At 57.0% G+C, this 13,614-nt stretch carries 15 protein-coding genes; 6 read left to right on the forward strand and 9 right to left on the reverse strand.

Going from position 1 to position 13,614, the window contains the following annotated elements; genetic code table 11:
* The first annotated feature begins 30 nt into the window (after positions 1-30).
* From QP868_RS01070 to QP868_RS01085, 4 genes are all read left to right on the forward strand, one after another.
* Positions 31-1,182: a sensor histidine kinase gene (locus tag QP868_RS01070; protein ID WP_284924657.1), complete on the forward strand. Its 1,152-nt coding sequence runs from the start codon at positions 31-33 to the stop codon at positions 1,180-1,182.
* Positions 1,175-1,846, forward strand: coding sequence for a LuxR C-terminal-related transcriptional regulator (locus QP868_RS01075; RefSeq protein ID WP_284924658.1), 672 nt, complete (start codon positions 1,175-1,177; stop codon positions 1,844-1,846). The genes QP868_RS01070 and QP868_RS01075 overlap by 8 nt, the downstream gene beginning before the upstream one ends.
* A 140-nt stretch (positions 1,847-1,986) precedes the next feature.
* Complete coding sequence (locus QP868_RS01080) at positions 1,987-2,238, forward strand: hypothetical protein (protein ID WP_284924659.1); 252 nt, start codon at positions 1,987-1,989, stop codon at positions 2,236-2,238.
* A 33-nt stretch (positions 2,239-2,271) separates the two neighbouring features.
* Complete coding sequence (locus tag QP868_RS01085) at positions 2,272-2,937, forward strand: pilus assembly protein TadG-related protein (protein ID WP_284924661.1); 666 nt, start codon at positions 2,272-2,274, stop codon at positions 2,935-2,937.
* 57 nt (positions 2,938-2,994) lie between these two features.
* Here QP868_RS01085 and QP868_RS01090 read toward each other — a convergent pair whose 3' ends face one another.
* Positions 2,995-3,279 carry a hypothetical protein gene (locus tag QP868_RS01090; RefSeq protein ID WP_284924663.1) on the reverse strand — a complete coding sequence of 95 codons (285 nt, stop codon included), beginning with the start codon at positions 3,277-3,279 and terminating at the stop codon, positions 2,995-2,997.
* Positions 3,280-3,297: 18 nt separating this feature from the next.
* Positions 3,298-4,113, reverse strand: a complete 816-nt coding sequence (locus QP868_RS01095) for a DUF8083 family protein (RefSeq protein WP_284924665.1) — start codon at positions 4,111-4,113, stop codon at positions 3,298-3,300.
* 198 nt (positions 4,114-4,311) lie between these two features.
* Here QP868_RS01095 and QP868_RS01100 point away from each other — a divergent pair, with 198 nt between their 5' ends.
* Positions 4,312-4,542, forward strand: a complete 231-nt coding sequence (locus QP868_RS01100) for a DUF3073 domain-containing protein (protein WP_005884218.1) — start codon at positions 4,312-4,314, stop codon at positions 4,540-4,542.
* Positions 4,543-4,643: 101 nt separating this feature from the next.
* Here QP868_RS01100 and purM read toward each other — a convergent pair whose 3' ends face one another.
* The 6 genes from purM to QP868_RS01130 all read right to left on the reverse strand — a co-directional run bounded on the left by purM (position 4,644) and on the right by QP868_RS01130 (position 10,603).
* Positions 4,644-5,732 carry a phosphoribosylformylglycinamidine cyclo-ligase gene (gene purM, locus QP868_RS01105; protein ID WP_284924667.1) on the reverse strand — a complete coding sequence of 363 codons (1,089 nt, stop codon included), beginning with the start codon at positions 5,730-5,732 and terminating at the stop codon, positions 4,644-4,646.
* Between the two features lie 13 nt (positions 5,733-5,745).
* The gene (gene purF, locus QP868_RS01110) at positions 5,746-7,209 is read right to left on the reverse strand and encodes an amidophosphoribosyltransferase (protein ID WP_284924668.1); all 1,464 of its coding nucleotides are present in this window, start codon (positions 7,207-7,209) and stop codon (positions 5,746-5,748) included.
* 4 nt (positions 7,210-7,213) lie between these two features.
* Complete coding sequence (locus tag QP868_RS01115; RefSeq protein WP_284924669.1) at positions 7,214-7,627, reverse strand: hypothetical protein; 414 nt, start codon at positions 7,625-7,627, stop codon at positions 7,214-7,216.
* An 88-nt stretch (positions 7,628-7,715) separates the two neighbouring features.
* Complete coding sequence (locus QP868_RS01120) at positions 7,716-9,158, reverse strand: aldehyde dehydrogenase family protein (RefSeq protein ID WP_284924719.1); 1,443 nt, start codon at positions 9,156-9,158, stop codon at positions 7,716-7,718.
* A 45-nt stretch (positions 9,159-9,203) separates the two neighbouring features.
* Entirely contained in the window at positions 9,204-9,566 is a 363-nt protein-coding gene (locus QP868_RS01125) for a sterol carrier family protein (protein WP_284924671.1), read from the reverse strand.
* Positions 9,563-10,603, reverse strand: a complete 1,041-nt coding sequence (locus tag QP868_RS01130) for an asparaginase (RefSeq protein ID WP_284924672.1) — start codon at positions 10,601-10,603, stop codon at positions 9,563-9,565. Before QP868_RS01130 ends, QP868_RS01125 begins: the two co-directional genes overlap by 4 nt.
* A 70-nt stretch (positions 10,604-10,673) precedes the next feature.
* Here QP868_RS01130 and purD point away from each other — a divergent pair, with 70 nt between their 5' ends.
* Positions 10,674-12,929 (forward strand): phosphoribosylamine--glycine ligase, encoded by a 2,256-nt coding sequence (gene purD, locus QP868_RS01135; protein WP_284924674.1) that lies wholly within the window; start codon positions 10,674-10,676, stop codon positions 12,927-12,929.
* A gap of 72 nt (positions 12,930-13,001) precedes the next feature.
* On the opposite strand, the gene QP868_RS01140 is transcribed toward purD, so the two are convergent.
* Positions 13,002-13,604: a hypothetical protein gene (locus tag QP868_RS01140; protein ID WP_284924675.1), complete on the reverse strand. Its 603-nt coding sequence runs from the start codon at positions 13,602-13,604 to the stop codon at positions 13,002-13,004.
* Between the last annotated feature and the right edge of the window lie 10 nt (positions 13,605-13,614).

A 13,614-nucleotide genomic window follows, 5' to 3' on the forward strand; every position in this document is an offset into this window, starting at 1 on the left:
GCATGGACCAAGCGCGCTAGAAGCAAGTCCGTGACGTCTAACAAAAGCGTGGTAGAGCCTCTCGCAAAGACCGTCATCATCATGCGGATGCTGTTCGTTTATCCGGTCATCGCCTCATGGGCGAATATTGGCATTGGTGTGCTGGAACCGGGCGTTCTAGTCTTGTTGGCCACCGAATCACTTGTTGCTCTCAGGTACTGGGAACAGATTCAGGGGTTTGTATCACGACACCCACTAGTACCTTCGCTCGATATTTTGTTGTCTGTATTAGTCATGGGCTCTTCACGTGGCTCCTCGCCCTATTTCCTCTATTTGGGTGCGACTGCGGTTCTCATTGGCCTCCTGTATACAGGTAGAAACCGAATGTTGCTGACGTTCATTTTGCTGGGAGCATTCATTCTGATACCGCTTATTCTCCAGTCACGCAACAACCGACCGGATCCACTCACCTCAGTGGTTGAAGTAATTGCCTCCTCTTTAGTCCTCGTGGTGCTTGTGCACTTAGGTAGCCGGTTGAACACACTTCAAGATCGCGTAAATACCGCGATCACACTCGCTTCTCAAAACGCACGAGAAGGTGCACTTGGTGAGGAGCGTTCACGAATAGCGCGTGAACTTCATGATTCAACTGTCAAGTCACTTGTCGGAATTAGTCTTCTCAGCGCATCGATTAGAAACAAGCCAGAGTCAGCCCTTAGAACTGCGCAACTCATTGAACAAGCGGCAACAACAGCGATCGACGAATCGCGGTCGATCCTGCGCTCTCTAAGACAGGGCAATACTGGTGACTTTGAAACTGTTCTCGAAAAGTCAATGAACGAACTAGAAGTTGTTCACAACGTTCCTGTGACACTCACATTTGAGGGCGACGGCGTGTCACCGGAACACCACTTTAACTTGCGAAAGATTCTAGAGGAAGCAGTTACAAACGCTGCAGTACATTCTGGAACGGACAGGATAGATGTGGCAGTTCACACTGCTAAAGAGGATGTTATCGCGCGCGTCACTGATTACGGGCGCGGGTTTCGGCACCGTTCGGGCGCTAGCGGTCATATCGGCCTTGCCAGCATGCGCGAACGCGCAGAAGAAATGGGAGGGACTCTCACAATCTCCTCCATCATGAATAGGGGAACGACCGTAACGGTCCATGTTCCCGGAGAGGTCAGGGGCGCATATGAATGATCAGATTCGTGTACTGATTGCTGACGACAACAGCATCGTGCGAATGGGCCTTGAGCATCTGTTGAGCACAGTCGACTTTGTCCAAATCATCGGCTCGGTAGAGAACGGGGCTTTGGCAGTCGAGGTCGCCAACGCTCAGAAACCAGACCTATGTCTGCTTGATGTACGCATGCCTGTCATGAACGGCATTGAAGCTGCGCATGAGATTTCTCAAGTGTGTAAGGTCCTTATGCTTACCCACAGCGAAGACGCTGAGAACGTCACAGCCGCAATGGCCGGTGGCGCGAGCGGTTACGTCATCTATGACGAACTCGAAACAGAATACCTTCAGCACACGCTTCGTTCCGTCATGGCCGGAGCGATGATTGTGTCTCCTTCAGCCTCGAGTGCTCTCTTACCTCAACACAGTGAGCAGAATTCGAATCGATCACTGCCCTCCCGGCCTGAAACCACAGGGAACCCCACGGCCAACGACAACTTTGGCTTAAGCAAACGCGAAGTCGAAGTCATGGGCTTAGTTGCTGATGGACTGAGCAATCGGCAAATTGCGGACGCCTTCTTTTTAAGCGAAAAGACCGTGAAGAACCACATCAACAGAATCTTCAGCAAGATGGACGTCTCTTCCAGGGCCGAGGCCGTCAGCGTGTGGCTCAAAAGAACCTAGTCCCCAAGACCCAATTGTGCTTTGGGCCCAGGATTGGGCCTCTGTGCCCTCGCAACACGGCCTCGAACACGGAATAGTTAAACATGTCAGACAGAACGTCAGGCACACCCTCAACCCGGACACATCTCGAAAGGTTAATCATGAACAAGCTTGAACTCATGGCTCACAAGGTAGACGTTAACGCTCGCGCATTCTTCGCAGAACTTCAGGAACGTCGCGAAGCTGGTCAGGGCTCCATCGAATACATCGGTATCGCCGTTATCGCAGCAATCGTTATCGCTGGTATCATCTTCTTCTTCAACAACAAGGGTACCGAGCAGATCCAGAAGGGCCTTGAAAACGTCATCAAAGGCATCTTCCAGGGTAATGAAAAATACACCCCAGGACAGTAATAAACTGAACCAAGGAAGCTAGAGATCAGGCCTATGCTTCACTCAAGGTTTAGACGGGATGACGGTCAGGTATCACTGGCCGTCATCCTGTTGTCCATAGCAATCATTGCGGCTGCAGTCGGGGTCTTCATTTTCGGCGAAGCTAACGACTCTCGAGGACGGGCGCAAAAAGCAGCCGATGCCGCAGCCCTGGCTGCCGCGCGCGACGTTCGCGAAAAGTTCATTCCGGCGTTTGCGTTAGCGCACACTCCTCCTCCACCTAAGGTTGGACCTGCGGTTCCCGCAAACCCACTTTTTGTTCTCTCTCCGTTGGGCGAATTCGGACGTCACGGCGCATACCAGTTTGCGAACAAGAACGAATCGCAGCTGTCGAGTTACAAGGCGAACGGAAACCGTTTTACAGCGAATGTCCAGTCGAACCAAAAGAAGGTTCACTCCCCTGTTGGCTCGAAGGCTCGTCAGAAAATAAGTGCACCCGGCGATGCGGTGGCAAAAATCAAGACTGACACCGTACACTGCCATTCGACTAACGTTAAGCGCGACCCAAAGTCAGGAATTGTTATTTCCTGGTCAATGGTTTGCACTGGAAATGGCCATTCAGCACGAGTCAATTATTTTACAGCGTTGACTGCAATGAATGACATCGATTCGCGAATGGACGAATGGCGACGTCTTTTTGAAGTCCGACTAGAAAAGTAAACCTCAAAACGCACCAAGTGTGGGACGGAGCAAGCCGTCCCACACTTGTTTTTGTCACTACCCAATAGCAAGCGTTACAAACACAGCACCCAGCATGGTGATGGCAAACAAGTACCACCCCAGCTTGGGCACATTGACCGGCTTCCGTTCACGCTTCTTCTTGCGCTGAGTACGTCGCCGCTTCGCCCTCTTAGGTTTCGATGCCTTACCAGCTTCGCCTTCCTCAGATGAGCGACGCGCTTTCGGGTTCAGCCACGGGTTATCGGCATCAGCCTGCGCCACCGGGGGTTTTTGGGGCTTGGGCGGGGCTGCCGGTTTTGGAGGAATTTGTGGGGAGTTCACGCCACCGATTCTACCGGTCTAGCTACTCTGCGCGAACAAGGAGCGCATCTCCCACTCCTCGGTAAACGTGTCAAAAGCAATCCGCGCCGACTCCATGTCGTCAGAATCCAACGCGTCCAGCCAGTCGAGCACCAGTTCCGCCCCGGTGTGTGGCCACTGCACGTCGCTCATCCCGCCTAAGTCCAGTTCCAGAATGGATCCCATGTCAAAACTGTCCAGCCATTCCAGGAAGTCGGACACTGATTCCATGAAAAATTCTGCTTGGGACTTGTTGCGCAGAATGTCCAGCGCCCATTCCGTTCGGGCCGAGGCCGTCAACAGCTCCGTTCGGATCCTCACCCGCACGGCACCGTCGGGTTGCTCTTCTTCCACTATCGTGTCCGTGTCCGGGTCCACGGCCAGCCACCAGATTGGCGGCACATCCCACGCCGAGGTGCGGGTAAAGACGCGGTCGTCCACCTCGGAGTTCATCCAGTCGACCCGGCGAGCGTGCGCCCGCCTCCGTGCCACTTTTGGCACCATCGCGTCGAGTTCATCCCGAGGTGTTGTTTCCATGAGAATGTCCAATGCTTGCCACCCACGGACGTCGTCCTGCACCGGGCACACTCGGTCTCGGTTGTCACCCGCGTCTTCACCAGACAGCACCATTGGGGCGTCTCGAAATCTGGAAGGCACGGGGTCTGGCGGCATCGAAATGAGCCGACGATCTGCGTCAGCGCAGACCAGATCTTCTAAACCTGCCCTGTGAGGAATGGCTCCGTGATGCGCGTGTGAATAGACTTCTACAGGCTCAAACACGCGCAAATGAATTAGGTAGTCACGCTGATAGGGCATACGTGCATGCTATCGACAAGTGGTGTTTTTGCACACCGCGGGCCCCGCATGTGTGTCTCAATTTTTCCTTGGAATGCTCTTTGCCAAATGGCCTTTATCGTTGCTTGACGCTAGACTTTTGTCGAATACTAACAAGAGATCTGCCAGGGCATAGCCACCTCAAAGCTCTGGAACACAAAGATAAGGGGGTCGACGTCTGTGGGTCGCGGCCGCGCAAAGGCAAAACAGATCAAGGTAGCCCGGAAGCTCAAATATTACAGTCCGGAAACTGACTTGAACGCACTCCAGCGTGAACTCGGTGCAGGATCTGTAAGCTCAGACAACGACTACGACGAGTACGACGAGGACCCGGATTACGCCGAGTACGCAGACAAGTATGCGCACTACGACGAAGAAGAGGAAGATTCCGAAGTCAACAACTGGCGTTAAACATGACGCATCACGTGTGTGGGCCCAGCCGTTCTGGCTGGGCCCACACACGTTTTCACGCAATGATGTCAGGCACGCGCCCGCTCCCGGGCCCGCCCGACTTAGTCAATGAGAATGGCTGCTCCGCCGTCTACCCCTTTTGCGCCCTGTACGTAGTCGGGGTTCTCGCGGTACTCACCGGTGTCACTGATAACCTCACCCAGGTGCCATGCTCCCGGGTAGGCGGCAACGACCTCGGCAGCACGGGCGCCATCCACCACCAGAACCATGCCAACGCCTAAGTTCCATGTTCGTTCGCGATCAGCACGTGGCACGTTCCCCAGATCACCCAGCACGTTAAACACGGCAGGGACGTCCCACGTGTCACGTTTCATGACCGCCACCGTGCCTGCTGGCAGAACACGCGCAACGTTTGCAGACAGCCCTCCCCCGGTCACGTGCGACACGGAGTGGACCGCACCGGGTACGCGTTCATACAGGCTCAGAAGTTCACCCGTGTACACCTTGGTTGGCTCCAAAAGTTCTTCACCCAACGTGCGGCCAAAGTCGGCAACGTCACGGCTGAGATCCCAACCTGCGTCCGCAATGATGCGGCGCACCAGCGAATAGCCGTTGGAGTGGATACCAGAGGACGGCAGACCAATAATGACATCGCCAGCGTTGACCTTGTGCGCGCCCAGAAGATCGTCCGCTTCAATGGCACCGGTGGCAGCACCGGCCACATCGTACTCATCCGGACCCAAAAGCCCGGGGTGCTCAGCGGTTTCGCCACCCACCAAAGCAACGTCGGCTTCTTTACAGGCTTCTGCAATACCACGCACAATCCCGGCAATGCGTTCAGGAATGACTTTTCCGCACGCGATGTAGTCAGTCATGAACAAAGGCTTGGCACCTGAGACCACAATGTCGTCAACGACCATGCCCACCAGGTCATAACCAATCGTGTGGTGAATGTCCAAGGCTTGCGCGATCGCCACTTTGGTTCCCACACCGTCGGTGGAAGTGGCCAATAGTGGACGTGTGTAGTCCTTGAGGAAACTGACGTCGAACATGCCAGCGAAGCCACCCACTTGGCCAAACACGTGTTCGTTGTGTGTTGCGGCAACCGCTGATTTCATGAGTTCAACAGCTCGGTCACCGGCTTCAACGTCGACACCGGCTGTTGCGTAAGTGGTCTGTTTCTGAGTCATGTCAGCACTCCTTTTATGTGTTGTCTGGGAGCGGAATTGGGTAGGTTCCAGAAAAACACGCGGTACACAGCTCGGCTGGGTTCTGCTGGGTGGCTTTGATCATGCCGTCCAAGCTGATGTAGCCCAGTGAGTCAGCGCCTAGGGACTGACAGATTTCGTCAGTGTTGAGCCCGTTGGCAATGAGTTCGGCACGCGATGCAAAATCGATGCCGTAGAAGCACGGCCACTTAACCGGTGGGGCTGAAATCCGGATGTGGATTTCCCTGGCCCCAGCTTCCCGCAACATCCTCACCAGAGCGCGTTGGGTGTTTCCGCGCACAATGGAATCGTCCACAACCACCAAACGCTTTCCTTCAATGTTTTCGCGTAGCGGGTTGAGTTTGAGTCGGATTCCCAGTTGCCGAATGGTCTGTGTGGGTTGGATAAATGTACGTCCCACATACGCGTTCTTCATGAGGCCCTGACCATAGGGGATCCCGGATTCTTCCGCATATCCCACAGCGGCTGGGGTTCCGGATTCGGGAGTAGCGATCACTAAATCAGCGTCAACGGGGTATTCGCGAGCCAGTTCGCGTCCCATTTCGGTGCGTGCCGCGTGTACCGTTTTGCCTTCGAGCACGCTATCCGGGCGTGACAAGTACACGTACTCAAACACGCAGCGGGCAGGCGTGGGTTCGGCGAAGCGGTGTGACCTTAAGCCTTCTTCGTCGATGACGATGAGTTCACCGGGCTCCACATCGCGCACAAACGAGGCACCCACAATGTCCAGTGCCGCGGTTTCCGAGGCGACGACCCAGCCGTGTTCAAGACGACCCAAGGACAGTGGTCGCACACCCCATGGGTCACGTGCTGCGTACAACCGGTTTTCTTCCATGAACACCAGGCTGAACGCGCCGGTCAGTTTAGGGAAGAGTTCAAGGGCGGCCTCGGTGAGGTTGTCGCCTTCAGTCGTTGCAAGAAGTTCGGTGACCAGTGAGGTGTCGTTTGAGGAGTCACGGAACTGGCGTGTGCGTTTTTCTTTTTGGGTGGCTTCACGCACGGTTTCTTGGTGCATGTGGCGACGGTCGTCGGCCAGTGCCTCCAGCTCAGCAAAGTTGGTGAGGTTTCCGTTGTGCGCAAGCGCCACGGTGCCAAATGGGGTGGGTCCCAGGGTTGGTTGTGCGTTCGCCCACGTGGATGAGCCGGTTGTTGAGTAGCGGGTGTGCCCGACCGCCAAGTGCCCGGGCAGGGTTTCTAGGTCACTTTCGCTAAAGACCTGGGATACCAGTCCCATGTCGCGGTAGACCAGAATTTGTGACCCGTTGCTTGCTGCGATACCGGCGGACTCTTGCCCGCGGTGTTGCAAAGCGTAGAGCCCAAAGTACACGAGTTTGGCGACTTCTTCGCCGGGCGCAAACACTCCGAATACGCCACATTCGTCTTGGGCCTTTTCGGAAGGGTCTATTTGATCTGTGAGGAGTCCATCTGCGCGTGCCACGTGACTATTGTTCCACAGGTGGCGTGCCGGGTTGATCGCCCGAGGTGTCAGAGCCTGCGTCAGCGTCCTCCGGTCCCGAGGTGTCAGAGACTTCCGTAGCCTCAGGAGCGTCCGTGGTGTTCTGGGGTTCGGCCACCTTTTCGTATTTCGCGCTTACCGTGTACGTTTTTGCGTTTTTGACGGACGAACGGTCAATGATGAGGGCCACGAGAGCCCCTAAGAATCCACCTACGATACCCAGGAACGCCATGAGGATGCCCAAGATTGAGGCCTGTGAGTACTCTTGCGTGAGTGTGCTGGTATCTACGGGTAAGAACGCCAGAATACCGGCGATGATGAAACCGACGATGACCCCTAGACCTACGAAAACTGAGTAGCGGGGGCTACGGCGAACGGTGACGTCTACTGTGTCCTTCATTCACTTCCTCACTGAGATGACCACACAAGTCTACCTGGAGTGAAAAACTCGCACATCGACGGTGCACCCGCCGTTTCGCCCCGTCGCGCTATACCTTCATCACCACGGTCTTTGTCTGGGTGTATTCGTCTAGAGCTTCGATGGATTTCTCGCGCCCGTAACCGGACTTCTTGAATCCACCAAACGGCAGTTCCACTCCCCCGCCGGCACCGTAGGTGTTGACAAAAACCTGGCCTGCGTCAATGTTGTTAACCATGTGGTGTGCGCGTGAGAGATTCTGAGTCCACACGGCACTCACCAGGCCGTATGCCGTTCCATTGGCGAGCGCAAGCGCTTCTTCGTCGCTGTCAAAGGACATGACAGCGACAACCGGCCCGAATACTTCTTCCTGCGCGATTTCACTTGCCGGGTCTACCCCGTCGACAATCGTGGGGGCGAAGAAAGCGCCACCCTTCACATCGTCGCTGAGGCCTTCTGGCGCAGATCCTCCGCACACCACGGTTCCACCTTCGAGTCGGTTGAGGAACCCGTTGACTCGTTCAAGTTGTTTGGCAGAAATCAGTGGCCCCAGATCAGGGTCGTCGGTTCCGCGCCCTATGGTCAGCGTGCTCATGGTTGTAGCCATTGCGTCTACGACCTGGTCATGCACGTCGCGGTGCACCAAAAGCCGTGACCCCGCTGAGCACGTCTGTCCCGCGTTCTGCACAATCGAGCGCACCAGGCTGGGGATCGCTGCGTCAATATCGGCGTCTGGGAACACGATGTTGGCACTCTTGCCACCCAGCTCCAAAACAGTGGGCACAACACGGTCAGCCGCCGCGTGCGCAATGAGCGACCCTGTCTGAGTGGAGCCCACAAACCCTAAATGCGCAACCCCTGGGTGAGCCGCCAAAGCTGCTCCCGCCTCGGCACCTAAACCTGTCACCGCGTTAAACGCACCTACCGGGAACCCTGCTTGGGCAACCAACTCAGCGAGCAGCACGGTTGAACGCGGAGTCTCATCAGCAGGTTTTGCAACTGCGCAGTTCCCCGTCGCCAGGCTGGTGGCAACCGCACGGCCCACCAACTGCAGCGGGTAGTTCCACGCGACGATGTGCCCAGTGACACCGTAGGGTTCGCGGCGCGTGTACGCGTGCATGCCGTCGCCTAAGGGGATCGTGTGACCGTAATACGATTCGATTGCGTGGGCGTAGAACTCGAAGTAGCGAGCGCACACGTCAACATCCGCATACGCCTGCGTGAGTGGCTTGCCGGTGTCTTCACTTTCGATGCGCGCCAGTTTTTCGCGGTTTTCTTGAATGAGCTGCCCAACGGCGACCAGCAGTTTTGCGCGCTGTTCAGGTGAGCTGATTTTCCATTCCTTTTGGGCCCGAGCTGCGGCCGCAACCGCCTGGTCGACTTCGTCAGCGGTGCTGCGCCCCACTTCTCCCAGTTCCCGCCCCGTTGCGGGATCGATGTTGGCATATGTGTTGATCGAAGGGACGTGCCGGCCGACAATAAACGATGTTGTGTGATGGGTCATACCGGCCATTGTGGCACTCACGCGCTGAGTGCGCTTGTGTGTTTCACAGTGTGTTCACGGCCACAGGGGCAGATGTTCGCCGAGGTCGGAGCGGGTTCCCGTAGCACTCACCCGGGCTTGGTCCACGGCTTGGGCCCAGGTGAGTGCGCCGGTCACCAGCGCGAGCCAGGTGTCGGCGTCGGTTTCGACGACATTGGGTGGCGTGCCACGTGTGTGGGTGGGGCCTGCGATGCACTGGGTGACGCCAAACGGCGGGACGCGCACTTCCACGGTGTTTCCGGGCGCGCGGGTTGCCAGTTCTTCCAAGGCGTAGCGCACGGCCGTTGCAAGGGCGGTGCGGTCTGGGGTGTCGGTTGCTTGCCAGTCGTTTACAGCTTTGCGCCCGGCTTCAACTTTGATGCGCCTGCGGATGCTCATGCGCGCCCCTGCAACACCGCGTAGAGGTCTGCACCTGCGCTGATGCTTCCCACAGTTCTGGTGGTGCCGTCGGGGTTTGTTCCACCTGTGATGGCTGGCGTGACATGGGGTAAAACGTTGAGCACGTCCCGGGCGTCCAACGCGCCAATGTGCGCCAGAAGCTCCAGTGCCACAAAGGTTGTCGCACGGCCTGAACCGTCAAGTGCTTTGACTGCCGCACAGTAGCCTTCGCGGGTTCCCATGACCAGCACACCTTCAGCGCCGAACTTAGCGAACACACCCAGTTGTTCAATCGCAACCGTGTTCGCCTTCCCCTGACCTTGTATAGCCCAGGGGTTGTCCAACACGGCTTGTACCAACTTTTTACCCGGAATGGTGCGGCCGGCGGTGACTTTTGAGATACCTCGGGCGAGGCCGGTCAGGGACACCGCGTGAACGGGAGCCCCGCACCCATCCACGCCGGTGAAGGCGGGTGCTTCGCCACAGTATTCGGTGACGGTTTCGCGGACTCGCTGTTGGATGAAGGAGTCCGGGTCGAGGTACGCCTCGGTTGGTTCGCCCGCGTGGACTTGTGCTGCCATGAACGCTGCGTGTTTTCCAGAACAGTTGAAGAACACCGGCGAAGGGGTCTCGCCAACGCGATGGCGATTGGCCGGATCAGCAGGGAGAACGCTGGGGCACTGAAGGTCAGTAGCGCTGAGACCGGCTTCGCGAAGCATTCGTTCAACCACGTCGATGTGGCGTGATTCGGCCCGGTGAGAGGCACTTGCCAACACGAGCTCAGGGCCGTTGAGGGCAACCCCTGCTTCTAATACCGCGATTGCCTGGAGCGGCTTGAGGCAACTGCGGGTTAAGACCGGGGCGGTGGGGTCGCCCAAGCTCAGAACTTCCGCCCCGTCTGGGTCAACGACCACGGCGACTCCCGCGTGACGTGACTCGATGAAGCCACTGCGCTCCACGATCGCGAGTTCGGCCGCGTGGTCCAGTGTCAGTGTCGCGTGTGCAGATGACGGTTGAGAATCAGAGTGTGTAGTCACGCTCCTACTCTAACCACTCGGCGTCGCGTACTCCTTCTAATCGCGTGGGGCCAGACGATAGGCTTAGAGCGTGAAGGTTTTAGTTATTGGTTCTGGTGCCCGTGAACACGCTCTAGTGGCTGCTTTGTCGCGCGACCCCATGGTGCACACCGTGATCGCCGCCCCGGGTAACCCGGGAATCGACGTGATGTGCGAAACCCGCCCTGTTGACGCGACCGACCCACAAGCGGTGACTTCTCTTGCTCAGGAATGCGACGCGTCGCTTGTGGTCATTGGGCCAGAGGCTCCTCTGGTTGCAGGAGTATCCGACGCTTTGCGGGCAGCTGGAATCGCCGTGTTTGGCCCGTCTCAGGCTGCGGCTGCGCTAGAAGGTTCGAAAGCCTTCGCTAAAGAAGTCATGGACGCAGCCAAGGTGCCAACAGCAGCGTCGGTGGCGGCGACCTCGGCGCAGGAAGCCCGGGAAGCCCTCACCCGCTTTGGTGCCCCACACGTGGTGAAAGCTGATGGCTTAGCCGCGGGGAAGGGCGTTGTTGTCACCCGGGATTTCGACGAGGCCCTCAACCACGCGGTTGCGTGTTTGGAAGAGTCTGACCGGGTGGTGATCGAAGACTTCCTTGACGGGCCCGAGGTGTCCCTCTTTGTAGTCTGTGACGGCACCACGGCCGTGCCACTGGCTCCCGCGCAGGATTTCAAGCGAGCACTGGATGGCGACCAGGGGCCCAACACGGGTGGCATGGGCGCGTATTCGCCGCTGCCGTGGGCGCCCGGTCACCTGGTTGACGACATTGTGGAGCAGGTGGCGCAGCCGGTTGTCGATGAGATGGCTCGGCGTGGGACCCCGTTCGTGGGGTTGCTGTACTGCGGGCTGGCGTTGACCAAGAACGGCATTGAGGTCGTTGAGTTCAATGTGCGTTTTGGAGATCCAGAAACACAGTCAGTGCTGTCGTGTTTAGAGACTCCGCTGGGAGCGCTCTTGCTTGCGGCGGCACAAGGGCGATTGAGTGAGTACTCGCGTCTGGAGTGGAGTACAGATGCTTCCGTCACCTTGGTTCTTGCTGCTGAGGGTTACCCTGCGTCGCCACGCAAAGGTGACCCCATTGCCGGTTTGGAAGAGGCTGGCGCTGTTGACGGTGTCATGGTGTTGCACGCGGGAACTGCGGTGAACGAGCAGGGCGAGGTAGTGACCAATGGTGGTCGTGTCCTGTCAGTCGTGGCTAACGCGCCTTCGTTGCAGGAGGCACGCGAACTGGCGTACCGCGCTGGTGACCTGATCACGTGGGAAGGCAAAACGTACCGCAACGACATTGCCTCGGCTGCCGTGCAGGGTGCTATTCGCGTGCCGGTAGCGGCTGGTTCCGGCGAGGTTGAAAGCGTTGCTGAAAACGCAGCGGAAGGTGCGCAGGCTCCCCGTAGCTCTGTTGCGTGGTGGGCCTCGCAAGCGCCGCAGGTTCCTGGCTGGACGCACGTGTACTCAGGCAAGGTGCGCGATCTGTACATCGCTGTTGAGGCGAAAAACATGGATGACGCGGACCGCTTGCTCATGGTTGCGTCTGACCGGATTTCTGCGTATGACCACGTGATTCCCACGCCTATTCCAGACAAAGGAAAGGTGCTCACTGGCCTGACCGCGTGGTGGTTTGATCAGGTGTCTGATCTGGTTGGTAACCACGTGTTGACGGTTGATGTTCCGGCCGAGGTGGCCGGCCGTGGAATGATCGTCAAACCCCTGCGTATGTTCCCGGTTGAGTGCGTGGCACGCGGCCACCTCACCGGGTCTGGGCTCAAGGACTACCAGAAGACTGGGGCCGTGTGTGGTAACGAGTTGCCCGAAGGTTTGGGCGAGGCGTCTAAGTTAGAGCCCGCGATCTTCACCCCTGCGACTAAAGCGGAGTTGGGTGATCACGATGAGAACATCACGTTTGACCAAACAGTTGAGCTTCTTGGTGACAGCGATGCGGAGGCGTTGAAGTCGCTGACGCTGGCTCTCTTTGAGCGCGCGCGATCGATTGCGGCCGAGCGTGGGATCATTTTGGCTGACACCAAGTTTGAGTTCGGCCGTGATTTCACGGGCCAGATTGTGTTGGGAGATGAGGTTCTGACACCTGACTCGTCACGTTTTTGGGATGCGGAAGGTTTCGTTGAGGGGCAGTCACAGCCCAGCTTTGACAAGCAGTTCGTGCGTGACTGGCTGACCAGTGAAGAGTCTGGGTGGGATAAAGATTCTGGTGTAGCACCGCCGCAACTTCCTACCCAGGTGGTCGAGGCAACTCGCGCCCGTTATATTGAGGCGTTTGAGAGGCTGACGGGACGAAAGTTCCCTGAGTAGCCTTCGATAGGTCCCAGCAGAAACCTGCTATCAAGCTGCTACACAGGGGCACGAGTTAAGACTTTCTAGTGTTTACTCTTTGTTCTTGTCGTATGTAGCGTTTGCGATGAGGTCCTTTGCATCATCCTGTGAAAAGCCTTCTCCACGAAAGCTGATCAGCTCCATCGTCGAAACGTTACCGGTTTCGCGGTTACCGGCGGACATGAACAATCCGTTCCAGTAGTCACCGTCAGCATCTTTAACTTCGAAATAGGCAACCTGAGCCTCATCGGCACCTTTGACGTCTACGTTCTCCACCCCTTTTGGACTGATTTCGGCGGAATTTCCTAGCACATTGCCGTACAGCACAGCTTGATTTGTAGCGTCTACATGTGGACTCTCACCAGTGTTTTTCGTGAGCCTAAGTTGGGTCGTCATTTCTGTATCACTGTCGCGCGCCCCCACGACCCAAGGGTCTTTGATGCTTTCAGGGTCACTTGTCTTGTCAAACTTTACCCAGTCTTTGGGCACCGTAACGGTGAGTGGCCCCGAGCTCACTTCTAACACGTCTGTTTGGTCTTGTTTGTCTTGAGAGTCATCGACAGCACCAGGGTCTTCGCTCGCACATCCTGCGACACTCAAGGACATGAGAGTGGCCACCAAAACGGAAGCAACCAGCGTAGTAAACGTCTTCATCTTTTTCACG

It is taken from the genome of Brevibacterium sp. UMB1308A (assembly GCF_030230605.1).
In the GTDB taxonomy this organism is placed as follows: Bacteria; Actinomycetota; Actinomycetes; order Actinomycetales; family Brevibacteriaceae; genus Brevibacterium.